We start from the raw sequence: 23,121 nt of genomic DNA, 5'->3' as shown, positions 1-23,121 counted from the left end.
GCTTTGGCGATTGTCGCGATCGCGATCAGTGTTCTCAGTGACTGAGAGCCTCGAGTAGGTTCTGTCCCATGTGCTTTGAGCAGCACAACTCTCGGCGGCGGACAGTCGGATCAAGCCACTCTCAAGCGGCTTGATCAGTTTTTGTGCCGACGGAGACGATCTCAAGCACACCATCGGGCAACGGGCGCTGCAGGCTGATCGCTTCATCCTTAGGTGCGGTTAGCCACATCTCCACCTCCGCCTTTGTCGTGAGGATGACCGGCATGGCCTTCATGTGAATGGACCCGACGACATCGTTAGGCTCGCAGGTCAGAAATCCGAAGAGGTCTGTTGTCTCCAGGCCCGTCCGCACCTTGCGGACGCTGGTCCAATCCTTCACCCAGATACCTGCGAAGAATGCGAGCGGCCGCGTCTCATCGAATGCGAACCAGGTGTCTGCATTCTTCGTTCCGTTCACAACGGTATTGTCGAACTCACTAAATGACGTGAAGGGCACGACGCACCGGTTCTCGACGCCCATCCAGCGGTTCCAATGCTGGTTCCACTTACCGGTGGATGTGATGATGTTGCGAACGTTGGTCGTGCCGCTATCGGGCTCCATCTTCAGCAACTCGTCGAAGTTCACGTCCTTACCTTTTTCCCGCAACTTATCTGCACGTTTGCTGGCAGCGTCGAAGAGAGCCTTTTGGCTGGAGGGGAGGCCCCATCGAACCTTTGCCAACTCACGGCCCTCCAGCGTATTGCGCACGATAGGAGCGTCATAATCTGGGAAAATGCCCGGCTGGGGCTCCAGATTACCGACGTTCTCGTGAATGCGCTTTATGTCCTGAACGAAGGCCGCGATCGCATCACGGTTCGATGTGTGGCTGTAGAGATTGCACATGGACGGCCTCCTGGGCTCGATGCGAGCGATATCATATCGGCGTCGCGCAACCGATTCGAAAGACTCGCATTTTCGACTCTCGATGTATCTGAGTTCGACATGGCTGGGCTGACGCCCGACCTCCGCACAAAGCGGCCACGCCGCAGAGACTCAGAATCTACCTATCCTCTCCCGACCTTCCGACCGTTCCAGCTCTGCACGTTGTCGGAGACCATCCCGACCGGCGACGACTGGCTGTTCGAGATGAAGTTCGACGGCTACCGAGCCCAAGTGGCGATCTCGGGCAGCGAGGTCCGGGTCTACACGCGCAATGGCCACGACTGGACCGAGCAGTTCAAGGTCATTCTGCCGCGCCTCAAGACGGTGACGAAAGGATCGGCGCTGCTCGACGGTGAGATCGTCGCCATCGACAACCATGGCCGTAACAACTTCTCCATGCTGAAGACTGGCATCGCCGCCGGCATCCCTCTCAAATTTTACGCTTTCGATATCTTCGAGAAGGACGGCGAGGACCTGACGCGCATGCCGCTCATTGAGCGGAAAGCAATCCTCCAAGAGCTGATCGGCGATCGCGACGCCGGTGACAGCCTTCAATACAGCTATCACGTCATCGACGGCGGCGAGTCGCTCTTCGATACCATGTGCAAGGGCGGCCATGAGGGCGTGATCGCCAAGCGCGTGGACGGCCGGTATGTGGGCGATCGCACCAAGGGCTGGCTCAAGATCAAGTGCACGAAACGGCAGGAGTTCGTCATCGGCGGCTGGCGCCCGAGCGACAACGGCCGAGGCATGGCCAAGCTTCCCATCGGGCGACATCATCGGACTGCCCGTCGTCACGATGCCGGAAGCGCCGTCTACGGACCTCGCCGACGAAGGGGACGAACTCCTTCGTTGGGTGCTTTCAGGAGACGTGCTGTTCGACTTCGATCAGGCTGTGATCAGGCCGGACGGGGAGAAAGATCTGCAGGCACTCCTGGAAGAGCTGAAGCAGTTGGAAGATTTCAGGCTGACGGTTGAAGGTCACACCGACTCAAAGGGCACGGACGCTTACAACAGGGACTTGTCCAGGCGCCGTGCGGATTCGGTGGCTGCCTGGTTGGCTTCCGCCTCTCCCGCTCTGCCGCTGCCTCAGGTACGCGCTTACGGTGAAACTCGTCCAGCGGCTTCCAATGAGAAACCCGATGGTTCGGACGATCCTGCTGGACGGCAACTCAACCGTCGTGTCGAAATCATCGTGCGGGCGACAACGGGTAACTGAGTGGGTTTGCTCTCCCTTTGCGCTGGAAATGGCCAAGGGCTATTCTAGGCCTGTCGAGATCTCGGTGGCCAAGTGCGCGTCGTCCAACTTCAACAGGCTTTTCAAAGACAGTCATCGTCAGAGATTGTGCGTCACACGCACTACGAATTGTTCCGTCGTCACGCCGTGGCCTTTAGACTTCGCACCAGCCGACTGCAGGTGGAGCCCCACGCGGGCAACCTGAGCCTGAAAACCGTCTTCTCCGGTGCCGAGCGCTACGAGTTTTCGGATCGTGTGACCACCGTTACACCGGGGCAAATTTTGTTCGTGAGGCCGGACGTCACATATTCCAGTTCAATTCGAACGGCTGCGACGACCGACAGTTTCTCGCTCTTCCTGCCCGAACCTCTACTCCGCACGCTGGCGACCAGTAATGAGGTGGACGCTTTCCTGGGTTCAGCACTGAGCAGCACTAGCCTCCCCGGACTGCCTGCGGTGGCCACGGGTCTAAAGAGGGTGGCTAACGCCATCGAACTCGGCGATGATCTGGGTTCTGACGCTGCGCTGGTAGACCTCATCGCGGCCAGCGGCGCTGCGATCGAGCACGCCGGCCAAGCCGCGGAAAGGCTCACCGCTTCCGGGGCACGAACAAGGGCAGAACTCATGCGGCGGCTTCTGCTCTGCAGGGATCTTCTGCATGCTCACATCGAGACCGGGATCTCACTAGCTCGACTGGCGGAAGAAACCTGTCTGTCGGAGTTCCACCTCATGCGCTGCTTCCGGCAGTGCTTTGGGGTCTCCGTTGCTCAATATCTAGTTCGCCTGCGAATGGAGCGAGCTGCCGAGTCAATCGAGACTGGCCGTTACAGCATCACCGAGGTAGCGCGACGTTCAGGCTACACGGATCTTTCCGCTTTCGGCCGAGCATTTCGTCGCTACTGGGGTCGATCGGCGACCTCATACCAACGCGGTGGGAACGATTAGCAGGATCGGCATGACGATCGACGTGCACAAAGTCTCTCAATTCTCAGGCGTGGTCAAAATCGTGAACCCATCTATACTTGCCGCGGACGCGCGGATCAGCGGCGTGCCAGTTCGCAGATACACCGCGACCAATCCTTCACCTTGGATCATTGTCTTCGCCCACGGCGGAGGGTTCAGCTGGGGCACGCTCGACAACTATGACCAGATCGCCCAAAACCTATGCACCGCCACGCGTGCAGAGGTCGTCTCCGTCGACTATCGGCTTGCACCAGACCACCCGTTCCCGGCTGGCTTGAACGACGTCTGCGCGGTTCTCCGCACACTCGCCAGCGCCAAGCCACCAGGAATCGAGATCGCCGTCGGTGGGGACAGTGCCGGCGCTTGCCTCGCCGCGGGAGCGGCGCAACGGTCGCACGACGAAGGGGTCGAAGTATCGCGGCAACTCCTGATCTATCCGATGATCGAGTACCACGATCGGACTCCAGCAGCATTCCACACCCTTTCGGACCGCTACCATCCGAGTTTCGATGCGGTGAAGGGCGCATGGGACACCTACCTCCATACGTCCGGTGATCTGCCGGTGTATTCGGTACCTTCAAGGAGAGCCTCGTTGGCCGGCCTGCCTGCTGCTCTCACTGTTGTGGCCGAGAACGACCCCTTGCGCTTCGAAGCCATTTCCTACGCTGAGCAGCTCTCGTCGGCGGGCGTTTCCAGCCACATCAGCAGCTACCAGGGCACCGCTCATGGATTTCTTAACGAAGCACCAGTGGGAACAGTGGCCAAAGCTCTCTCCGATATCGCAGCCTGGTTCGGAAGCGGCCGATGATTTCGGCAGGAGAACAATGGCGCGCAGTCCTCGAGTCATTTTGCCCGCTCATCTTGCGGTCGGAAGACTACGGTCACCTGATCTCCGCCTCGCAGCGTTGCTCCGGATGGCTCGGTCACCACGGCGCCAGCGAAGAGCGTATCGCCGAGTTGGAGAAGAGGCTGGGTGCGCCGCTGCCTCCATCTTACCGGAATTTCCTGATCATCACAGATGGCTGGGGACCTATCTCCCCTTTCATCGACCGCCTCTTTTCGACCGATGAGGTGGATTGGCTGTCGAACTCGGAACCGGACATGCTCAAGGCAATGGCCGCGGTAACGGGCGCGTCGGTCGAGTTGGAGTGGCCCGTACGGGCGGTGCAGTCGATCATGCAGCGACAGGACTACGATGTGCCCCGCGAAACGTACGACTGGTCCGTCGACGAACTCGCCGCAACTTTAAAGATCAGCGAGGAGGGCGATGCGGCCATGCTCCTACTGAACCCTCGCATCCAATGCCACGGAGAATGGGAGGCGTGGTTCTTCGCCCATTGGCTTCCGGGCGCGCAGCGCTATCCATCCTTCTTCGACTTGGTGCAGGATCAGTACCGGCAGATGCGGGATGGCGTCTACTGATCTCCAGACCTGACGGCCAGAACGACGAACCGTTCATCGGTGACCGCTCTGCCCCAGAGCGCGCGCTCGCCACTGATCGAGAAGGATCTCAGAGCCAGCATGTTCGGCGGCAAGGCTGAGAGAACGTGCTTCTTTCGCAGACCCACACCGGTGCTCCAGAAGCCCTCGATCATTACCAAGCGGCCACTGTCGACGAGCAACTCCGCCCAGCGACGCAGCGTAGTGGCCCGATCCGGCACGGCCCAGAGGATGTGCCTGCCTAAGATCGCATCGAACGATCCCAGTGAGGTAGGCGGCGCCCCCGCGTCGCCCTGGATGAAGTCGATCTTGAGGTTAGCGGAAGCCGCCTTCTGTTTCGCGCGTCGCAGCATTTCTGACGAGCTATCCAGCCCCAGCACCTCGTGACCTTGTTCCGCTGCGAGGACGCTGAGGGATCCGGTTCCGCAGCCGATATCGAGCACGCGTCCGGCAGAAGGCAGGAGCTCTCTCAATAGGCTAGCCCACCGATCGCGAATGCCCGGATCAGACAGGCCGTGATCCGGTGCATCGTCATAGACCGACGCCTCCTCATCCCAATAGCTCTTCATACGATGTCCTCGTTTTTCGGCCATTCTGCTGGCCCATCCCTGTGCCGATCCTGCTAGCCTGATTGATACTCCCTGGAAAAACTTTCGGTTCTATATTGGATTAGGCGCTGACTTTTGCCCGTGGAGGCGACGATGACACAGCTAATGCCTCGGGCGGTGATTGAAGCGATTGAGAACGTCGTGCGCTTCGCCACTGGGCAAGGCGCCTCCAATGCAGAGGTTATACACGCCGACGAGGACTACTGGATCGCATCGATCGGTGAACCTAGTGCTCGGTTGATCGTCAAGATCGCGTCGTCCAACCGCGTGCCGTCGTTCGAGAAGGCGAAGGCGAAGCACGACTTCATCACCTCCACTGCACAAGTGCCGATGGCGCGGATGATCGCTGCCGACGATGGCAGGACGCGGATTCCATTCAGGTACAGCATCCAGACCAGAGTGCTCGGCGAAGAGTGGTTCACCCGTCGGAGCCGCCTCGATGACGGCGATCGGGAACGTGCTCTGGCGAATCTGGGCGACGTGGTGGGACGGCTGCACCTGCCTCGGCTCTCCATGTTCGGCACCCTACCCATGGGGCAGGAGACGGAATGCCTCGCCGCGCTTCTGGCCCATTGTCGCGAAATCATCCGAGACCAGTCTATACGCGCCCGGTTCACCGAGCATCTCGAGCAGAACGCGCATCTATGGGCCGACGTCCTGCACCCCGCGATCACTCATGATGATCTGCATGGGTTCAACGTGCTGTTTCATCCCCACCGGCCCGTCGAAGTCTCGGGCATATTGGACTTCGACAAGGCATGGGGTGGTCCTGCGGAGAGCGATCTCGCGCGTATGGAGTTGTGGCGCGGGATGAGCAGCCAATCCTTCCTCGCTGCCTATCGCGACCATGTTCCCGAGCTAGCGGGCTATGGCGAACGTCGTCCCTTCTACCAACTGCTCTGGTGCCTGGAATTCGCTCAGAACACTCAGGATCATTTGGACACGACCAACGTTCTCCTAGCGAGGCTAGGGATGCCGTCGCTCAAGCGCTTCAGCTAGTTGTCTCGGGCTCCCAGCCTTCCGGCACCTTCGCACCGATGCAACCAGGCCCCGTCACAGCAGGCAGATCGCGGTCCAGCGCCGCGAAACTTTCGAACCTAGCGACGATCGGGGTCCAGCCGTTCGCGTAGAGGCTGCGCACGAAGCTACCGCGCTCGCCGAGGCGTTCCCAATGCCGATGCTCGAGCGCGACCATCGTGCCGGTTGCGTGAGCTCGAAAGTGAACCTCGACCTCGGTCGCGCTGGCGGGGGAGAGGCCCGGATGCCAGTCGATGAGGACATCGCTGGCTTCGTTGAACCGGCGGAAGGTGCCCCAATGCTCTTCGGCGCCGTCCGGCCCCTCCTCGATTATCTTTCCGTCGATCCGCGCATCCACTCGGCAACCTAGCGCCTTGTCCAGCCATACCGACCGCGTTGCCAGTGGCCACCATTCGGGCAACCGCCGCACGAACAGGTCGAAGGCCAGTGCCGGCTCCAAAGGCACATGTAGGGACTGGGTGACGGGCGGTATCAACTCGTCTTCCTCCCTTTCGCCTTCTCGATGATCGCTGCCTGCTGGAAGGCTTCGAGCACGTCAACCCAGAAAGAGTCGACATAGGACCGCAGCTCAGCGAGGCCGCTGTGGTCCAATGAATAGAAATTCTGACGCCCCACCCGGTCGAATTTGACGAGGCCAGCTTCGTTTAGCACCCGCAGATGCTGCGAGATGGCGGGGCGGCTAACTGGCTGGCTCTCAGCGATGTCCCCAACGGTCCGGGGTCCCGACCGAAGAGACTCGAGAACCCGCCGCCGCGTAGGGTCGGTAAGCGCAGACATGACTCGATCGATCTCACCCATCTAAAATTGAATACGAATACGCGCCCCAGAAAGCAAGCGAAGCAGCACCATTGACATCTCCCAAAATCTATTAAATGGTAAGTCCTCACTTACCAATGGAGATTGCGAGTGAACAACGCCGTCATGCATTCCGAGCTTATCGCCCAAAACCCGGCAGCTCTGCGGAGGTTCTACGTCGACCTTTTCGGTTGGGATGAGGAAGACTACCCCGAGGCGCAATATACCATCCTTCGTCACGGCGATGGCGCAGGCATCGACCTCGCTATCGGCGCGGCCATGCCCGGACTGAAGGCGGGCCCGACGACCTACGTGTCGGTTGACGACGTCGACGCATATGTCGCCAAGCTCCAACGCATCCCCGGCGTGTCCATTATCCAGGCGCCGTACGACATTGAGGGGATGGGTCGCTTCGCGGTATTCACGGATCCCGAGGGCAACCGAATTGGCCTCTGGCAGCTGCCGAGAGCCTAAGATGGAAACGACCCATTTCCTGTATTTGGCGAAGCCTCCCCGGAGCACTTTCGTCTTCGACGCCACGCCTGCCGAATACGAGATCCTCAATCGACACTTCGCCTTCATGGATGATGTCCGTAGTCGCGGGAAGCTGGTGCTCACAGGTCCGGCGCTAGACGGTTTCGGCGGCGTGGCGATTTTCAAAGTGACGGAGCGCGCTGAAGCCGAGGCACTAGTGGCCTCGGATCCTGCAATCGTCACCGGCCTTTTCACGGCGACGTTGCATCCGCTTTGCGTCGGGCAGGTCACCCCTTGAGCAGGGGCCGAACTAGCTCCCCGGCCACCTTCTTTGCAGTCGTGGCTGGCCAGCGAGATAGCTCAGTATCGGATGGGCAGCCTCCAAGCTGCCCATGGCACTTTCTAAAGGCGACTGGCAGCTTTCTGGTCGAAGATTAGGAAAGGTGGTCGTTACCGACTGGTCAGGGCGAGCTGAAGTGCCAGGAGACCGAAAGCCACTGAGAAGCCGCGTTGCATCCAGCGCTGGACCTTCAAACTCGAGAGAATGTATCGGCGCAACGCTGATGCGAAGGTGCCGTAGGCGGCGAACACCACGAAAGTCGCCGTCATGAACACCAGACTGAGAAGCAGCATCCGGGCAATCGGTGCCGCATCGCCGGACCCGACGAACTGAGGCAGGAAGGCGAGGAAAAAGATTGAGAGCTTGGGGTTCAAGAGGTTGATGAAGATGGCCTTCCCAATCACTCCCCTCGAACTCGGCGCGGCTCCATTTTGCTCTAAGCTTAACGCGCCTTGGGCTCGCAGCATCGACCATGCCATGAAAAGAAGGTAGGCGACGCCGGCGAACTTGAGGGCCTGAAAGGCAAGTTCGCTCGCATGAAACAGGGCCGCCACGCCGCTGATCGCGGCGATCATATGAGGGACGATCCCGAGCGTGCAGCCGAAGGCCGCCACGATGCTTGCCTTTGTTCCGCCGGACAGGCCTGCCGCGAGCGTGTAGATTGCACCGGTGCCGGGAGACGCCACCACAACGAGCGTCGTCAGAAGGAACTCCCAGCTCATGGAGTGCTCCAGTCCTTGACCATCGCTTTCGGCCAAACGGCACGAACAGCTTCGCAGAGGCTGAAACCCAGATGCTCCATGTCAGATGGAGAATGGGGATGCAGAGCCTCCGCGACGATCAGGGCATCCATGGTATGGGTACCAACGGCCGAGATCTGGCCATGGCGATTGGTCCACCGCCTTGCATGAGCTCGCCCGGCATCGTCGGCGAAAATGATCTCGCCCGCCTCCGGTGCCTTGATCGTCCCAGAGAAGGATACGTAGCGCTCGTTGCCTTGAGCCGGACGGACGGACAAACCGCCATCGACCTTTTCAATGTCGAACACGGCAATCGGGATGGCGAAGCCCACAGAAACGGCGTTGCAGACATCAATCAGCGGATGGAGCGACGGCAGGGTGCCTTCCTTCCGAAGGCGGCGCAGAAGGGCTTCGGACGCACAACGGTACTGCGTCGGTTTGAGCCCCATGACGGAAACAACACGTCGCCAAGCTTGGATTTCAGGCAAGTCGCCTTCGCTTTGATGCGCCAGGCGCTCGCGGGCACGATCGACGTGAGGGCGTATGGCGACAGAAGCGTCCGGCGCGGCCGAGATACCGCCGACCTGGACGACACCGCACGCTAGCGTTGGAAAGGCGGAACGGACCACTTCGGCACGTGTTGAGTGGGATATCATTTTGGCAGGTCCGGGTTGTGATCGATCTGCCAAAATTGAGCCGGTTAGCCGGCGCGGTCTTGAACGAAATTGCGCCTGCTGCCGAGAGTTGCCTGTGTCAGTTTCGCGTCTGGGCGTAAGCCCCCGGCGTCGTGTCGTAGCTCCGCGAGAACAAACGCGTCATGTGGCTTTGGTCGGCAAACCCCGCTTCGGCCGAAACGAGCGCGAGCGGCAGCCCGCGTCGAAGCAGCTGGCGGACGACTTGAAGGCGACGCTGAACGATGTAGGCGTGAGGCGTCATTCCCGTATGTGCCGCAAATGCCCGGATCAGGCGGAACCGCCCAATGCTGGCGACGGATGCTAAGTCTTCGAGGCTGTGCCGAGCGGTCGGATCGTCATCGATTGCTTGTTTGGCTCGGCGAAGCCCAAACGGCATATCGTTTTCCATAGAGGGCTTGGCCCCGCGAACCGCCAACAGGTTCGCAAGGAGGATCAACCTCTCGGCGGTCGCTGCCAAATCCTGGCCGCGCAACAGCGACCGAAACAACCCACGGAACAGCGAAGCGGCTGCTGGATCAGTTCGGACGGGATGCGCGAGTTCGAGTTCGGCGCTGCGTCCTTCGCTAAGATCAAGGGCGATCTCAGCAAGCTGATCCGGGTCAATGTACAGCATTGCCCAAGTGCGGACTTGGCCACCGATCGGCGCTCCGTCATGGACTTCGCCAGGATTGACCGTGATGACATCCCCCTGAACCGCTTCCACCGGTCCTCGCCCGCTAGCGGAGCGCTGAGCGCCAGATAAGATAACGCCGATCCCAAATTGGTCGTGGAAATGCCGGGCGAACGTCCGCGCTGATCGGGCAAACATTGGTTCGATACCCGGCATTGAACATGGTAGGGGGCGAATCTCAGTTTGCGGGCGCTTCAGCATGAACGCGAGTCTAACCATATAGCGCGACCAAAGTCCGCTATTGGCGCCGCGGGATCCGTGCGGCAAGGTCGGGAAAGGGGTGGTTTTCAGACTGGCAGCTTTCGGAGCCAACTGTAGACTAAGCAGACATCGGCCTCAGCAACCACGGAGACAGAACAGGTGACAGTGGCGATCCTCGTTTTGGCGGTCAGCTGGGCATTGCCGTTGGGACTGGCTGTGGCACTGGCTTTCCGCGGGCACTTGATGTGGGCGGCTGCCTTGGTAACTGTCTTCGCGATCCCGCACCAGTTGATGGGTCTCACGAGCACCTGCACCCAAGGCGCTGATGGCACTTTCGGCACCGGTGCCATCTTTTCAGGACCATTGCTGCTCATCGCAGTTGGTGTGACCTGGTGGGCTCTAAACCGAAGGAAAGTTGATCCGAGCGCGAGTTGGGTGACACTGGCGGTGCCGTTGATACTGCTGGTCCTGACACAGGGTGCTTGGGTCAATACTCTGCAGCACGGAACACCCTGTGGCGAGGATTTCGCTTGGTACGGGGGTAGCAGCCCAGCCATGGTTATGCTCATTTTGGTTGGGTATCTGGTGCTCCCGCTATGCCTCGCCATCAGTGCTGCTGGCTCTTTGATGATGGCGAGGAGGCTGTCTGCAGTGACCTCCAATTGAGCGACTGCTTTCCGGGGTGATCATAGGCTTTCACGCACAACCGGAATGGGGTCGGAAGCTGCCAGAGCGCTTCAACGAAATCCTCATTCCTAAGGTCATAAATGTCACCATTAACGTGGCGAAAAGGTACGGCATCGGTACCGCACGATGCCTGCCGTGTAGCAAATCATTAACGGAATCGCGGTCCACGTGCCCGAAGGCAAGCCGCAAGAGGTCGTTCTCCTCTCCCATTGTCGAAATGCCGCTGACTTCGTCCAGGCCCGCTACGGCTGGGCCTGGGTGGAATGATGCTTCCGCTTGCGCTGTCGCGCACATTTAGACAACGGGACCTTGAGGAGAACTTGACCCCGGCTTTGCCCGCTCCGCGCCTGCGGCGCTTGCCCCAGCTTCGATGAAGCTGGAGGTGGGAAATTCTAGGCGGGCACGCCGGCGTCAACCTCTGGCTCGATCATTTCCTCTTCAAGATTGGCCGAAGGCTCTTTGTCTTGAACGGACCCTGGTCCGTTCCAGTCCTCGAGAAGGACGGCTTGCCGTCCCTTCCGTGTTTCTTACCCCGAGACCCATTGGTCGAGCGGAGTAAGAAACATGGTCTTCCCGCTGGCCTGGAATGGCCAGCGGGAAGAGGTTGACCGTCAGCTGTCGTTTGAGCGCAGAGCCAGACGCTGGACCGTCTTGCGCTTGGGTGCAGCGGCAAGAAGATCGAAAGCGAGCCAAGGGCAGAGCGCCGACAGCATGCGCCGGTGTCTGAGATGGAGGTTCACGAGCTGCCGATCATCCTGCTTGAGCGCTGTGATTGCAGTGCTGACTTCTGCTGATCCAAAAAGAGCTAGCCTCGGGACAATGCCGGCCACAAGCTCGATCAACGCCAGCCAATGTCGGCCGCTCGAGGTGCGGAGGATCGCCATGATCTGGCGATGCGCCTTTTCCTTCAGGTCGCGAACCTGATCCGGCTGGCAGTGTGCCAGGATCTCAATCCTCAAGAGAAGGAGAAGGATGGCATCGACGCCGTCGGCCATCGCTGTGGTGAAATCCACCCCGCCCAGCATCTCGCTCAGCTTGTTCCAGTCTTTGGACGAAGCACTGTCCGCAAACCCTTTTGCGGCAGCGTGGCGCAGGCGATGGACCAGAGCCGGGTCAAACGAACTGATCTGCTCCTGCAGGCGCTGCCCGTATTTGGCCCGGCCGGCCCAATGCCGCTCGGTCTTGGGCATAAAGATGATGTTTCGTCCCACCGTCTCCGCTTTCCAGACATTGAAGGTAGCGTAAGGCGGCTGCACCTGGGGCTCGATGGTCAACTCCTGGAGATGGAGTTTTCCCATTTCCATAGATCGCTGAGCCGATGCCTCATCGACGGCAAAGATGCGTCCTCCCTCGGCAAAATAAAGATCGCGAAACGCCTGGGCGCCAAGGTTGAAAACATCGTTTGAGGAAGTGACCCAGATCAGATGGATGCCCCGGCTGGCATAAAACGCTTCTCGCTCCACAACGGTCCGGAGGCTGGGGCGTGCCAGTTGCACCTCAAAGGCAACCAACTGGTTCCCGTGTCGAGCCATTAGGTCTGGCTGACGGTAAGTCTCGCCGCTCTCTGTGGGCACACGTTGTTCAACGACGATGTCGGAAAAGCCTGGATCGCTGCGGAGGCTGTTTTCCAGCAATTGCTTGAGCTGGCGATGCCGCTCGCCTTCCTGATTGCCGCCGAACTGTACGCTGCCCTCGGAGCGCAGCGTCTCGCCAGTGCGCCACGAGCAGGCTTTGTCACCGACGTGATGCCGGAAGAAGCCCGTACTGCCATCGCCCCGGGCCCCTTCACCGGCTGTCAGGAACACTGGCTCACAGCATTGTCCGCACTTGAACAGCGCAATGCCTTTGATGTGTGCCGTGGCAACCTGCCGCCGCAGTTGCGCGAAGGCCGGCTGATTGAGGCCATCAAGGAGCTTGCTGACGTCGACGGGTTTGTCGCTTGCGTTCCTCGAGTCATAGACCGCTCGGATGGCGCGCTGCATTGGCTGGCGCTGTGTCGACACGGCAGTGTTGCGGCTCGAAATGATCTGCGATGTGGCGATGGCCTTGGGCTTGGTGGTCTTGGTCATTGAAGGGCATTCCTTCTGGTTTTTCTGAAAAAGTGGAAAAAGCGGAATTTTCGGAGAAGAAGGGGTCAGTGCAGCAGCGGTCGGGTGCGCACCGCCTGCGCCGCATCAAGCGCCTTGTGCAGCTTGCGTAGGCTTTTGATCTGACCAACCCGGCAGGCCTTGATGAGAGCGGAGACCAATTCGGGCTCGAGATGCCGCCGCTCGACTTCGCTCGCGGCAATGGCCGCAAGGTGATCTGGGGTCAAAGGCGGCAGCTGGATAACCTTGCAGCGATCGCGCACCGCTGGCGAAATGCGGTTGAGATCATTGGCCAACAGCACCCAGTTGAGGTGGCTGAAGTCGAGATCAATCCCGAGAAAGTGGTCATGGACCCGCCGCGCGCTGCCGCGCTCAAGGAAGGCGAGGAGGGCTTGGGTTGGATCCTGCCTTGCGCCGCGAGACATGTCCGCGATCTTGTCAGCTTCATCCAACACGACGATCGGATTGCCGATGCGGTTGTTGATCATGCCTTCGACGATGGTGCTGGCGCGAGAACTGCGGAAGACGGCATCGCCACCGATCAGTGGCACGGACGTCGTCATGGTCGAGCCATCAAGCCAGATCACCGGCAGTGCCATCCGATCGGCCAGGGCACGAGCCAGGGTCGACTTTCCCATCCCCGGGCCGGACGAAATAAGGATCGGGCGAAACTCGAGCCATTGCGCCCCGCGAGTAATGCTGAGATTGGCGCATTCCCGGATCGCCTGCAGAGCGGGGCCAAAATGCGGAAAGTGGGCATAAAGATCGGCAATCGCACTATCTATCAGATCGACAGAGTGCGGCCCTTTGAGCTCGGCAGCATCGCCAGAGTTAAGGAGCAGGTTCGCCTTGGTTGGATGATCCTTTCTCTCTTCGGCAGAAATCGCGCCCATGCTTACAACGAGGTCAGCATCGGTCAGGCGCATCACCGCAAAAGGCTTGAGCTTAAATAGCGCCACCCTGGGCTTGCCAAACCTCACTTCGCTTGCAGCACTATTGAGCCGATCAAGCTCGCGATAGGTCGTGATCCCATAGTCGCGGTACTCCCCGTAAAGGGCCCGAGCGAAGTCATCTAGTTCCGGCTCAGGCTGTTCCGACGTGTCATCGCCCTCATCGCCATCTGGTGGGCGATAGCTCAGATCGAGCGGATCAAGGTCTTCCGGTTTAGCGGGCTTGAAGAGACTGCGAGGCTGCTTGTTGGCATCGTCCTCAGGACGAGGGGGCGAAGCTTTTGACTTAGGCTTGGTGTTGTCATTGGTCATGGTGATTTGGACTCGTGGGCGAGCGAACCCGTGGCGCAGCAAGGCGCAAAGCGGGAAAGGCTCGCTGTGATCTGGACGGGCGTAGTCGATCCGCTCAGCGAAAAGCCGAGGGAAAGAACCCGCTATGAAGCTGGCGCTAGGCGCAGACCGCCCTTAAGCGGTCAGACGGTCCGGTGCGCCAAAGGCTTCAACGAGCCAGACAGAGACCAAATCTTTAGGGAAAGTGTTGCCGCGAATCTGATCGCAGCCGTAGATACGTTTAGCCATGTGGCTTCTCCTGTTCTAGCAGGGTGATGGCCGCCTGGTCAGGCCGTCGAAGTTGTTCCACCAACTTCGACGGCTGCTCCAATGGCAGCCGGGACATAAATCCCTCGCCTATCATGTCAACCTATTCTCAGTTGTCATCGACCATTGATCAAAATGGTTAATGTGGTACGGAGCAGTTGTGCCACAAAATGCGCTACGGACGGAGCTACGAGGCAAGATTGTCTTCGCCTAAACCATTGTGAATGCTGAAATATCTACGAGGGTTCAATTCCCTTCACCCGCTCCAGCGCCACCGCGTCGCGGTTAAGGTAACTCCCTGATAAACCGGTAAAAAACTGAGTGTCAGCCGCGCTGCAGCGTCGCATCGCCCAAAAACTTGGCTCACTGATCAAAGCCGCCTGTCGCACCTGCTGAGCTTAGCGCACGGTAACCTGGATACGGCGCCGCGTCCTATGACGTCGACCTGCCACCCGCCTGAAATCGTCCTGCTCGATCCGATAAGCACATCGGTATCGGAGGCAGACGAGAAGGACGAGATGCCAACACCGAAAAGACCACTGGCCTCTGCACCCCAGCGATGTTGACATCGACGTAGCCGGCTGCGGTCAGATTGGCGGCAAAAGACTGTTCGCCCGAAGCGCTTATTACGGACGCTTCCTCCTGCCTTAGTGAGGCAGTTCCCGTGCCAGTGATGGAAATGCCGTAGGCGCGGGCACCAGAGGTCATCACAAACGTTCTTGCTTGCAGCGACACCGAGCTTGCCCCGACACCGCGGTTGTTGACGAGAATGCCGTTCGCTTCAGTGCCTTTGGAATCGATGCGCGCGCCGGCCAGCATGCTGACGGCAGCTTGCCCCGCGCTCGCTGAATTATAGATGTTTGCCCGGATCCCGTTTGAAGACGCGCCATCTGTAGTAATAGTCCCGCCGGACGCTACGCTTACTTCACCCAAGCCAAAATTCAGCGCCCAGAGTCCATTGGAAATATCGCCTTTCGTCGTGACAGAAGCGCTTTCGGAAGCTGAAATGCGTGCATTTCCGGCGCTCGACGCATTGGTGATATATGCGATTGCGGCGTCCGAACTGTAATTGAGGGTCTCAATCTGGCCGGCCAGGGAGATGGATGCATCGCCAGATCCATCGTTGAGGCTGTAAAGACCGACCGCCTCTTCGCCATCCGTGACGACCGTCCCTTGTTCGGTCAGGCTGATCGGGGTTGTGCCGCCTGTTGTCAAAGTGTTCCAGGCATTGATCCCGTATCCCCGGAAACCAGCGGTTCCGATGCTGCCTGACGCGCTGATCGTTGCGGAACCCGCGCCATTATTCAGGCTGTAGATCCCGATGCCTTCCATACCGGAGACGTTTATCGAGCTATTTGCTTGTTGGACGATGCCTATATTGGCCGCCCCGGAAGAGTCGCTCGCCCATGCTTGCAGCCCGTATGTCCCGACGCCGGTTGGGGCAACAATGCTGGTAGGCACAGCGACGGCAATGTCTGCCGCCGAAGTTATGAACATGTCGCCAGAACTCTGAACGACGACACCACTCGCGTAGAGACCCGATGTGTTGACGACAACGCCGTTCGATAGCGTTATCGCGGCAGGGGCGCCCGTGAAGGTTTGCAATTGAACGCCGACATTGGCTGTGCCGGCCGTTCGATCGAGGATGATCCCACTTCCAAGATTGATTGCGACGATACCTGGCGAGGCATATGTTATCCCGTCAGCGAACGGATTATTCGAAGTGTCGTTGCAGGTGACCACACCCGCGACAGCAGGCCCGCATTCACCCGCGGCCATGCTTGGGCAAATAATAGCGCCCAGCCAGCAAAGGCTGGCGACGCCGAATATTGAGTACCTAGGCAAGGGGCTTGTGGCAAATCCCACCTTTTTTGTTTCCTCCTCGCTCGCCCGCAGGTTTTTGCTTCTCGAAGTCTTGGAGCATCGACGAACGCGGTTAAAAGGAGCTTTCTGCAGCCGGTCACACTTTGGCAGGGAAAGGTTCGGGAACATGTCGACACATGCCCAATCAGAGGGCACGACTTCTCAGTCTGCCGGGCGCTGATCGATTGCACCCTGTTCGTCGGTGCCTGCGCCTCAGATTTGCCGATTGCCCAGAACAGCGGGCCGGTCGCCGTGCGTATTGCCAATCAGCTCTAGCGCCATGTTCGATCCATCCAACCTCACAGCGGCTCTGCCGGAACTGCTCGCAGGAGCGGGCAACACCGTCGGCCTTGCAGCGGCCGCGATGCTGTTGAGCTGGGTCGTGGGCGCCATCGTTGTTGTCGGTCTCCTCGCGCCCGTCGCCCTCTAGCGGCGGGTGGCGGGGGTCTATGTCAGCTTCATCGCGGCACGCCCGGGCTGGTGCAGCTTTTCCTGATCTTTTTTGCGCTGCCCATGCTGGGGATAAAGGTGCCGCCTTTCTTTGCCGCAGCGATCACCCTGGGAATGAATTCGGGCGCCTATGTCGCAGAAATCCTGCGCGCAGGCCTCGTCTCTCTGCCGCCCGGCCAGGCCGAGGCTGCGGAGGCGATCGGCATGTCGCGCCGCCAGGTCTGGACCCGGATTCTCCTGCCCCAGGCCGTTCGTGTCAGCCTCCCATCCCTGACCAACGAGTTGACGCTTTTGGTCAAGACGACACCACTTGCCTCCGTCGTTGCCGTCACCGAATTGACCTTTGCCGGCCAGATCGTCGTGGCGCGCACCTTTGAACCTACCGAAGTGCTGCTTGCCGTGGCCCTGGCCTATTTCCTTCTCAACCAGGCCATCGTCGTTGGGTCTGGCCTTCTCGAGCGGCGTCTCCAGCCGGCTGGCGGCAGACGATGAATCTCGATCTCGAACTCCTTTCCTATGCGCTTCCGCTTCTGTGGAGCGGGTTCCTTTTTACCGTGCGGATCGGAAGCTGCATCGCTGTTGCTGCGGGCATTCTTGGCGCGCTTCTGGGCAAAGTGGGCGCGCCCGGATGCAACAGATTTCGGACCTGCACGACGAACTTGGGGAATTTTGACCGTCAGGCCTCTGGGCACCAGCCCCGGAGACCTGCGGTCGGCAGCCCGCGCCAATGGCAGCGACAACAGACACCAACGGCAAGACCGGTGAGCAACCCCATTTGAGTGCCACTCAGCATCAACTCGGCACGTATCGGCTCTGCCAGAATGAATGCTGCTTGAAGCTGTCACGGAGACCAAAGGTTAGAGGAAACGAGATGCCATCCAAGAGAAATTACTTGCCGTTCGCGGGATCGATCGAGCGTCCGCAATGGCCGGTCTTAGCATCCCGTTTACCAGGCTCGACCAGGATGGGGCGCGCGATCCGATCTCCGGGACGCGCGAGCCTATTCGGTCGGATGGTCCATGCGTACACCGTTTCTCTTCGTTCTCAGCCTTCTGTCTCTTCCAGCCTTTGCGGCCGATTGGAAATATGAGGGCGGGGCGACCCCGATTGCCTATGCTGACAATGGCGCCGCGCAGTTCCAGTTTGCTTGCCGTGGCAGCGTTCTCGCCATGGCCTATTGGGTCAAAAAGCCGAGCGCCAGCGTTGCCGGCTCGTCCTCGTTGAGCCTCGCGATGAATTCGGGCGGCGGCAGTGTTTCGGCCGGGGCCGACACTCGCTTCGCCCAGGATTTTCCGACCATCCACAATGACGGTAGTTCCCTTCTCATTCGCGGCCCCGTGGCCCAGCAATGGGCCCGCGCTGCGCAACAGGCGGGCGAGACGATCGAACTGGCCTTTGTTTCGACCCATGCGGCGGGCAAACCGACCTTTCTCGACACTCAGAAATTTGGTGCCAAGGGATCCTCTGCGGCGATCGCCAAAGTTTTAGGCCACTGCGGCTAAATCGCGCGCGCTACTCTTTTGGGCAGCGCAGCACGGGAATTTGCTGCCAAATCGCGGCAAGAGAAAAACTCATCAATCTTACCTTTTGTGCCGCGATGGCCCAGTGTCGGCGCAGTGCCCAGATTGATTCCCTTGTTCCATGACCACGCTCGATACCGTCCTTGCCGAAGCCGACCGCCAGCTCGACCAGAGCCTTGAAAGGCTTTTCGAACTCATCCGCATTCCCTCGGTCTCGACCGAGCCGCATTACGCGGCCGCTTGCCGCCGCGCTGCCGAATGGCTCCGCGACGAGCTCGCCAGCCTCGATTTCGACGCCAGTGTCCGGGACACGGCAGGCCACCCCATGGTTGTCGGCCACGGCCCCAAGGTCGCCGGCCCGCACGTGCTTTTTTATGGTCACTACGACGTCCAGCCGGTTGATCCTCTGGCGCTCTGGACGACGCCGCCCTTCGAGCCTTCCCTGGTGCCGCAGCCCGATGGCGAAACCTTCATCACCGGCCGCGGCGCCTCCGATGACAAGGGGCAATTGCTGACCTTCATCGAAGCCTGCCGCGCCTGGAAGACGGTGACCGGCAGCCTGCCCATTCAGGTCTCGATGCTCTTTGAAGGCGAGGAAGAGGCCGGTTCTCCCTCGCTCGGGCCGTTCCTCGAAGCCAATGCAGACGACCTCAGGGCCGACACGATCCTTGTCTGCGACACCGACATGTGGGACCGCGAAACCCCCGCGATCACCACCATGTGGCGCGGCTTCGTCTCCGAAGAGTTCGAGGTGACGACTGCCGATCGCGACCTTCATTCCGGCATGTTCGGAAGTGCCGCGCGCAACGCCGTCCAGCTCCTCGGCAGCATCATCGGCGCCCTCCGCAATGAAGACGGCAGCGTCGCCATCCCAGGCTTTTATGATGGCGCCATCGAATTGCCCGCCGCCAACAAAGCCGAGTGGGAACGTTTACCGTTCGACGCCGAAAAATTCCTTGGCGATATCGGCCTCTCCATTCCAGCCGGCGAAGCCGGTCGCTCGGTTCTCGAACAGGTCTGGGCCCGCCCGACCGCCGAAGTCCACGGCGTCTGGGGTGGCTATTCCGGCGACGGCTTCAAGACCGTCATCCCCGCCAAGGCCGGCGCCAAAATCTCCTTCCGTCTCGTCGCCGGGCAGGACCCGCACCGCATCCGCGACCTCTTTCGCGACTTCGTCCGCGCCATGATCCCGGCTGACTGCAGCGTCACCTTCAAGGCCTATGGCACCGCTGCTGCCCAATCCATGCCGCTCGATGGCAAATTGCTCACCAAGGCCAAAGAAGCCCTCACCACCGAGTGGCAGCGCGAAACTGCACTCGCCGGCACCGGCGGCTCCATCCCGATTCTCGGCGAATTCAAGGAGCGCCTGGGCATGGACAGCCTCCTCATCGGCTTTGCCCGCTTCGACAATCGCATCCATAGTCCCAACGAAAAATACGACCTATCGAGCTTTCACAAAGGCATCCGCTCCTGGGTGCGCATTCTTCACGCTTTCACCGAGGCCTGACCCATGGCGATCACCCGTTTTTCCGTAAGCCCGCTCCATAGCCAGATCACGACGCTCGCGGCCGTCGCTGGTGGCCGTGCGCCGGCCGATCTCGTCATCACCGGCGCACGCGTGCTTTCGACCTATTCCGAGCGTATCCTGGCCGACAAGGAAATCTGGCTCTCGGGCGGCCGCATCGCCGCCGTCAAACCGGCAGGCTCGTACAAGGCCGGCCCCGCGCCCAAAAAACTCTATGACGCCAAGGGCGGCATCATCGCCCCCGGCCTCGTCGATCCGCACATCCATATCGAAAGCTCGATGGTCACCGCCTGCGCCTATGCCGAGGCGGCGCTGCTCAACGGCACGACGACCATCTTCTGCGACAGCCACGAAATCGGCAATGTGATGGACGTTGCCGGTGTCGAAGCCATGTTGGAGGACGCGCGCCTCGCCCCGCTGTCGATCTTTCTCACCGTCCCCTCGACCGTGCCCGCCACCTCGCCGGACCTCGAAACCGCCGGCGGCGACCTGACGCCGGAAAAGATCGGCGCGCTTTTCGACAAATGGCCCGAAGCCGTCGCGCTCGGCGAGAAGATGGACTTTGTGCCCGTCGCCATGGGCGATCCGCGCAGCCACGCCATCATCGCCGAAGCGCTCAAGCGCGGCCGCCCGGTTTCCGGCCACATCTATGGCCGCGACTTCGTCGCCCCCTATGCCGCCTCCGGCGTCACCGACACACACGAAGCCATCGATCGCGACATTGCCGAAGATTTTGTTGAAGCCGGCATCTGGGTCTTCCTTCGCGGCGGCAATCCCGCAACGCCATGGAATTCCATCGTCGAAGCCATCAGGCCGATCACCGAGCTCGGCGCCAGCCATAAGCGCTTTTGCGTCTGCACCGATGATCGCGACGCTGACGATCTCCTGAGCTTCGGCCTCGATTGGGTCGTGCGCGAAGCCATCCGTTGCGGTGTCAGCCCCGAAAAGGCCTGGTCCATGGGCTCGCTCCACGGCGCCACCCGCTTCGGCATGGGCGACGACATCGGCGGCCTCGGCGGCGGCCGCCGCGCCGATCTCGTTTTGCTCGACGATGACCTGAAACCCGTCAACACCTGGTATGGCGGCGAGCTCATGGTCGAGGACCGCAAGGTCACGCCTTTGCTCGAAGAAACACTCAATCAGCGCTACCGCTATCCCGAAGCGGCTTACAATACCGTCCACCTTCCCAAAAGCCTCAAGCTCATTCCCGAGCTGCCTTCGGCCGGCGTCACCGCCAATGCCATCGGCATTGAAATGCCGGGCATCGTCCTACCGCACCGCAAGGTCGAGATCGCCCCCGCCAATGATTGGGCAACGGTTCTTGAGCGCGATAATCTGAGCTTCGTCACCGTCATCGAGCGTCATGGCAAGTCCGATGGCGGCATTGCCCATGGCCTGCTCCACGATTTCGGCATCAAGAACGGCGCGGTCGGCTCGAGCGTCGGCCACGATAGCCACAACATCATCCTCGCCGGCACAAATGAAGCCGACATGCAGCTTGCTCTCGACACGATCGAAGCCTCGAACGGCGGCGTGGCCGTTGTGCAGGAGGGCAAGGTCCTCGCCTTCGTCGCCCTGCCGATCGCCGGTCTCATCTCGGACAAGCGCGTGCACGAGGTCGCGGCCGAAAACCGCCTTCTCAAATCGGCCTGGCAACAGGTCGGCTGCACCATCCCCTATATGGGCTTCAACCTCATCCCGCTCTCGGTGATCCCGGAAATCCGCATCACCGACAAGGGGCTGGTAAAGGTCCCGGAAATGGTGCTGCAGCCGCTTTTCGACTGAGCCACCGTATCGCCCTATCTCGCGCCCCGTACGCGGATCGCGAGATAGGGCCGGCCCGGCAGTTCCACAGCAAACGCAGAATCTGGCCGCGTCGGCGCCACCACCGCGCCATGCCGCGTCGGATGATTTGCCGGTGCCGGAACGACCTTTGCCGGCTCGATCGTCATGTTCCAGGTGTCGATCAGGTCGACCTGATAATCGCCGTCCTCCTTGGGCAGGCCCGAGGCCCAGATCACCGGCTGGTGCTCGCCGAAATAGATGATCGTCGTGTCCCCGTCCCGCGCACCCGAAACCCGGTTCCACGGATAGCGCGTCTTGGGATCGATCGGCTCGAAGCCGTTCTTCGCATCCTCTTCCATAACCTGCCGCAGAAAGCCGATCCGCTTCCAGGCCTCGCCACGGAGTTCGCCTCCCTTGGCCCACCAGATCAGGTCTTCGGGATGGCTGAAGGTTTCGCCATGCCCCGCATAGCCCCCGCGCATCGTGGTAATCCAGAACCGATGGACGAGTTCCTGGGCCGAAATATTGCCCCAGACCTGGATGATATTGCCTTCATATTCCGGCTCGTCATTGACCACCGGCTTGCCATAGGCCGCGCGCCACTCGCCGGTCCGCTTCACATCCCAATTCTGGATGCAGGAATGGGTTACCCAAGGCTTGGTGTGATCGTAATTGGCTTCGGGGTCGCCATTGTGGATCGAGCGGAGATGATCATAGGGATCGTTCTCCTGGATGATGGAGAAGAACCGGTCCCACTGCTCCATCGGCTTGGTGTTGAGCAGGAAATCGTATTCGTTGGCGAGCGACCACCAGACATTGTGATAGGCGCCGAGCCTCGCGACGAGATAGGCGAAATAGCGGTAGTCCTGCGCTTCGCTCATGCCGGAATAGCCCCAGCGATCATAGGGGTGCAGCATGATGATATCGGCCTGAATGCCCATATCGCCGAGCGCCTTCACCTGATTTTCGAAGTGCCGGAAACTCTCGGGATTGGGCCGGTCGAAATCGAAGCTGCCATCGGCCTTGCGCTGATAGACATCATGCAGCGGCTCGTTGACGTTGTAGGGATAGTCCTTGGGGAAGACGCCCATGCGCAGCTTGTTGAACCGCGCCTTGGCGAGGGTGGACAGTGTCTTCTCCTGCTCGCTCAGCGGCTGGTGCGTCCAGGCGTAGCAGGTCGTGCCGAAGGACAGAAACGGCGTGCCGTCGGCATGGGCAAAGTGGAATTGGTTGGCGACGCGCACCGGTCCGTGCACCCCAGCCCGTGGTGCTGTTGCCGAAACGCTGCCGGTCTTGCCAGAAAGCGCCTGAGCGGAGGAGCTCGTCTCGTAGCGCCATTCTCCTTCCGCATCAGGCATGAAGCGAACGATATAGCGGCCCTCCCCATCGTAAAAGCCGGGCACGCGCACGGTGCGGCTGCCTTGCGAAAACACCGCCGCAAGCTCGACCTCGAGAAAGGGATTGCCCTCGCTCGGGCCATCCAGTGCCAGTTCGAAAATGTCCCAGACGGCTGTCGCACTACTAGTCATCGTCA

25 protein-coding genes are annotated in these 23,121 nt (G+C 60.3%); 14 read left to right on the top strand and 11 right to left on the bottom strand.

The window, feature by feature from the left end; genetic code table 11:
- Positions 1-121: 121 nt before the first annotated feature.
- Positions 122-883: an SOS response-associated peptidase gene (locus VW35_RS00325; protein ID WP_046141037.1), complete on the bottom strand. Its 762-nt coding sequence runs from the start codon at positions 881-883 to the stop codon at positions 122-124.
- 201 nt (positions 884-1,084) lie between these two features.
- Here VW35_RS00325 and VW35_RS20835 point away from each other — a divergent pair, with 201 nt between their 5' ends.
- From VW35_RS20835 to VW35_RS00300, 5 genes are all read left to right on the top strand, one after another.
- A complete protein-coding gene (locus tag VW35_RS20835) occupies positions 1,085-1,900 on the top strand; it encodes an ATP-dependent DNA ligase (RefSeq protein ID WP_244465800.1) in 816 nt (271 codons plus the stop codon).
- Positions 1,794-2,141: an OmpA family protein gene (locus VW35_RS22225; protein ID WP_161796827.1), complete on the top strand. Its 348-nt coding sequence runs from the start codon at positions 1,794-1,796 to the stop codon at positions 2,139-2,141. Before VW35_RS20835 ends, VW35_RS22225 begins: the two co-directional genes overlap by 107 nt.
- Before the next feature lie 147 nt (positions 2,142-2,288).
- The gene (locus tag VW35_RS00310) at positions 2,289-3,104 is read left to right on the top strand and encodes an AraC family transcriptional regulator (protein WP_152662417.1); all 816 of its coding nucleotides are present in this window, start codon (positions 2,289-2,291) and stop codon (positions 3,102-3,104) included.
- Positions 3,105-3,114: 10 nt separating this feature from the next.
- Positions 3,115-3,930, top strand: a complete 816-nt coding sequence (locus tag VW35_RS00305) for an alpha/beta fold hydrolase (RefSeq protein WP_052951392.1) — start codon at positions 3,115-3,117, stop codon at positions 3,928-3,930.
- On the top strand, positions 3,927-4,544 hold the full coding sequence (locus VW35_RS00300; RefSeq protein ID WP_052951391.1) for an SMI1/KNR4 family protein: 618 nt from the start codon (positions 3,927-3,929) through the stop codon (positions 4,542-4,544). Before VW35_RS00305 ends, VW35_RS00300 begins: the two co-directional genes overlap by 4 nt.
- Here VW35_RS00300 and VW35_RS00295 read toward each other — a convergent pair.
- The gene (locus VW35_RS00295) at positions 4,538-5,155 is read right to left on the bottom strand and encodes a class I SAM-dependent methyltransferase (RefSeq protein ID WP_083982271.1); all 618 of its coding nucleotides are present in this window, start codon (positions 5,153-5,155) and stop codon (positions 4,538-4,540) included. The two genes, VW35_RS00300 and VW35_RS00295, sit on opposite strands and share 7 nt — an antisense overlap.
- 108 nt (positions 5,156-5,263) lie before the next feature.
- On the opposite strand from VW35_RS00295, the gene VW35_RS00290 reads away from it, so the two are divergent.
- Complete coding sequence (locus tag VW35_RS00290) at positions 5,264-6,169, top strand: phosphotransferase family protein (protein ID WP_046141032.1); 906 nt, start codon at positions 5,264-5,266, stop codon at positions 6,167-6,169.
- On the opposite strand, the gene VW35_RS20305 is transcribed toward VW35_RS00290, so the two are convergent.
- Positions 6,162-6,683: an SRPBCC family protein gene (locus VW35_RS20305; protein ID WP_152662416.1), complete on the bottom strand. Its 522-nt coding sequence runs from the start codon at positions 6,681-6,683 to the stop codon at positions 6,162-6,164. The two genes, VW35_RS00290 and VW35_RS20305, sit on opposite strands and share 8 nt — an antisense overlap.
- Positions 6,680-6,985 (bottom strand): ArsR/SmtB family transcription factor, encoded by a 306-nt coding sequence (locus VW35_RS00280; RefSeq protein WP_342016356.1) that lies wholly within the window; start codon positions 6,983-6,985, stop codon positions 6,680-6,682. Before VW35_RS00280 ends, VW35_RS20305 begins: the two co-directional genes overlap by 4 nt.
- A gap of 129 nt (positions 6,986-7,114) precedes the next feature.
- Between VW35_RS00280 and VW35_RS21420 the strand changes: the two genes are divergently transcribed.
- Complete coding sequence (locus tag VW35_RS21420) at positions 7,115-7,477, top strand: VOC family protein (protein WP_161796826.1); 363 nt, start codon at positions 7,115-7,117, stop codon at positions 7,475-7,477.
- Position 7,478: 1 nt separating this feature from the next.
- Positions 7,479-7,775: a YciI family protein gene (locus tag VW35_RS00270; protein WP_046141029.1), complete on the top strand. Its 297-nt coding sequence runs from the start codon at positions 7,479-7,481 to the stop codon at positions 7,773-7,775.
- Positions 7,776-7,927: 152 nt separating this feature from the next.
- Here VW35_RS00270 and VW35_RS00265 read toward each other — a convergent pair whose 3' ends face one another.
- The 3 genes from VW35_RS00265 to VW35_RS00255 form a co-directional block, all read right to left on the bottom strand.
- Positions 7,928-8,539 carry a LysE family translocator gene (locus VW35_RS00265; RefSeq protein WP_046141028.1) on the bottom strand — a complete coding sequence of 204 codons (612 nt, stop codon included), beginning with the start codon at positions 8,537-8,539 and terminating at the stop codon, positions 7,928-7,930.
- Positions 8,536-9,045 (bottom strand): B3/B4 domain-containing protein, encoded by a 510-nt coding sequence (locus VW35_RS00260; protein WP_244465799.1) that lies wholly within the window; start codon positions 9,043-9,045, stop codon positions 8,536-8,538. Before VW35_RS00260 ends, VW35_RS00265 begins: the two co-directional genes overlap by 4 nt.
- A gap of 265 nt (positions 9,046-9,310) precedes the next feature.
- Positions 9,311-10,060 (bottom strand): AraC family transcriptional regulator, encoded by a 750-nt coding sequence (locus tag VW35_RS00255; RefSeq protein ID WP_244465802.1) that lies wholly within the window; start codon positions 10,058-10,060, stop codon positions 9,311-9,313.
- 222 nt (positions 10,061-10,282) lie between these two features.
- Here VW35_RS00255 and VW35_RS00250 point away from each other — a divergent pair, with 222 nt between their 5' ends.
- Entirely contained in the window at positions 10,283-10,789 is a 507-nt protein-coding gene (locus VW35_RS00250) for a hypothetical protein (protein ID WP_161796825.1), read from the top strand.
- Between the two features lie 632 nt (positions 10,790-11,421).
- Here the strand turns inward: VW35_RS00250 and VW35_RS00240 are convergent.
- The 3 genes from VW35_RS00240 to VW35_RS00230 form a co-directional block, all read right to left on the bottom strand.
- Entirely contained in the window at positions 11,422-12,879 is a 1,458-nt protein-coding gene (locus VW35_RS00240) for a DUF6035 family protein (protein WP_046141024.1), read from the bottom strand.
- A 65-nt stretch (positions 12,880-12,944) separates the two neighbouring features.
- Complete coding sequence (locus VW35_RS00235; protein WP_046141023.1) at positions 12,945-14,159, bottom strand: AAA family ATPase; 1,215 nt, start codon at positions 14,157-14,159, stop codon at positions 12,945-12,947.
- Between the two features lie 717 nt (positions 14,160-14,876).
- Entirely contained in the window at positions 14,877-16,436 is a 1,560-nt protein-coding gene (locus tag VW35_RS00230; RefSeq protein WP_152662415.1) for an autotransporter outer membrane beta-barrel domain-containing protein, read from the bottom strand.
- Between the two features lie 151 nt (positions 16,437-16,587).
- On the opposite strand from VW35_RS00230, the gene VW35_RS21415 reads away from it, so the two are divergent.
- From VW35_RS21415 to VW35_RS00210, 5 genes are all read left to right on the top strand, one after another.
- A complete protein-coding gene (locus tag VW35_RS21415) occupies positions 16,588-16,737 on the top strand; it encodes a hypothetical protein (protein WP_161796824.1) in 150 nt (49 codons plus the stop codon).
- Entirely contained in the window at positions 16,683-17,249 is a 567-nt protein-coding gene (locus tag VW35_RS00225; RefSeq protein ID WP_280136748.1) for an amino acid ABC transporter permease, read from the top strand. Before VW35_RS21415 ends, VW35_RS00225 begins: the two co-directional genes overlap by 55 nt.
- Before the next feature lie 527 nt (positions 17,250-17,776).
- Positions 17,777-18,259 carry a hypothetical protein gene (locus VW35_RS00220; RefSeq protein ID WP_046141021.1) on the top strand — a complete coding sequence of 161 codons (483 nt, stop codon included), beginning with the start codon at positions 17,777-17,779 and terminating at the stop codon, positions 18,257-18,259.
- Positions 18,260-18,398: 139 nt separating this feature from the next.
- Positions 18,399-19,784 (top strand): M20/M25/M40 family metallo-hydrolase, encoded by a 1,386-nt coding sequence (locus tag VW35_RS00215; protein WP_046141020.1) that lies wholly within the window; start codon positions 18,399-18,401, stop codon positions 19,782-19,784.
- Positions 19,785-19,787: 3 nt separating this feature from the next.
- Entirely contained in the window at positions 19,788-21,587 is a 1,800-nt protein-coding gene (locus tag VW35_RS00210) for an adenine deaminase C-terminal domain-containing protein (protein ID WP_046141019.1), read from the top strand.
- 14 nt (positions 21,588-21,601) lie between these two features.
- Here VW35_RS00210 and VW35_RS00205 read toward each other — a convergent pair whose 3' ends face one another.
- Positions 21,602-23,116: a DUF5060 domain-containing protein gene (locus VW35_RS00205; RefSeq protein ID WP_046141071.1), complete on the bottom strand. Its 1,515-nt coding sequence runs from the start codon at positions 23,114-23,116 to the stop codon at positions 21,602-21,604.
- Positions 23,117-23,121: the final 5 nt, after the last annotated feature.

The sequence above is a fragment of the Devosia soli genome, assembly GCF_000970455.1.
Lineage (GTDB): Bacteria > Pseudomonadota > Alphaproteobacteria > Rhizobiales > Devosiaceae > Devosia > Devosia soli.
This window is presented reverse-complemented; position numbering and strand designations above follow the sequence as displayed.

What these genes read in the sequence shown, in the direction of transcription:
- VW35_RS00295 (WP_083982271.1), bottom strand. Translation starts at nt 5,155, where the DNA reads ATGGCCGAAAAACGAGGACATCGTATGAAGAGCTATTGGGATGAGGAG.
- VW35_RS00210 (WP_046141019.1), top strand. Translation starts at nt 19,788, where the DNA reads ATGGCGATCACCCGTTTTTCCGTAAGCCCGCTCCATAGCCAGATCACG.
- VW35_RS00235 (WP_046141023.1), bottom strand. Translation starts at nt 14,159, where the DNA reads ATGACCAATGACAACACCAAGCCTAAGTCAAAAGCTTCGCCCCCTCGT.
- VW35_RS00290 (WP_046141032.1), top strand. Translation starts at nt 5,264, where the DNA reads ATGACACAGCTAATGCCTCGGGCGGTGATTGAAGCGATTGAGAACGTC.
- VW35_RS00305 (WP_052951392.1), top strand. Translation starts at nt 3,115, where the DNA reads ATGACGATCGACGTGCACAAAGTCTCTCAATTCTCAGGCGTGGTCAAA.
- VW35_RS00280 (WP_342016356.1), bottom strand. Translation starts at nt 6,985, where the DNA reads ATGTCTGCGCTTACCGACCCTACGCGGCGGCGGGTTCTCGAGTCTCTT.
- VW35_RS00205 (WP_046141071.1), bottom strand. Translation starts at nt 23,116, where the DNA reads ATGACTAGTAGTGCGACAGCCGTCTGGGACATTTTCGAACTGGCACTG.
- VW35_RS00215 (WP_046141020.1), top strand. Translation starts at nt 18,399, where the DNA reads ATGACCACGCTCGATACCGTCCTTGCCGAAGCCGACCGCCAGCTCGAC.
- VW35_RS00325 (WP_046141037.1), bottom strand. Translation starts at nt 883, where the DNA reads ATGTGCAATCTCTACAGCCACACATCGAACCGTGATGCGATCGCGGCC.
- VW35_RS00270 (WP_046141029.1), top strand. Translation starts at nt 7,479, where the DNA reads ATGGAAACGACCCATTTCCTGTATTTGGCGAAGCCTCCCCGGAGCACT.
- VW35_RS00230 (WP_152662415.1), bottom strand. Translation starts at nt 16,436, where the DNA reads ATGTTCCCGAACCTTTCCCTGCCAAAGTGTGACCGGCTGCAGAAAGCT.
- VW35_RS00220 (WP_046141021.1), top strand. Translation starts at nt 17,777, where the DNA reads ATGCGTACACCGTTTCTCTTCGTTCTCAGCCTTCTGTCTCTTCCAGCC.
- VW35_RS00240 (WP_046141024.1), bottom strand. Translation starts at nt 12,879, where the DNA reads ATGACCAAGACCACCAAGCCCAAGGCCATCGCCACATCGCAGATCATT.
- VW35_RS00300 (WP_052951391.1), top strand. Translation starts at nt 3,927, where the DNA reads ATGATTTCGGCAGGAGAACAATGGCGCGCAGTCCTCGAGTCATTTTGC.
- VW35_RS21415 (WP_161796824.1), top strand. Translation starts at nt 16,588, where the DNA reads ATGTTCGATCCATCCAACCTCACAGCGGCTCTGCCGGAACTGCTCGCA.
- VW35_RS00265 (WP_046141028.1), bottom strand. Translation starts at nt 8,539, where the DNA reads ATGAGCTGGGAGTTCCTTCTGACGACGCTCGTTGTGGTGGCGTCTCCC.
- VW35_RS00255 (WP_244465802.1), bottom strand. Translation starts at nt 10,060, where the DNA reads ATGTTTGCCCGATCAGCGCGGACGTTCGCCCGGCATTTCCACGACCAA.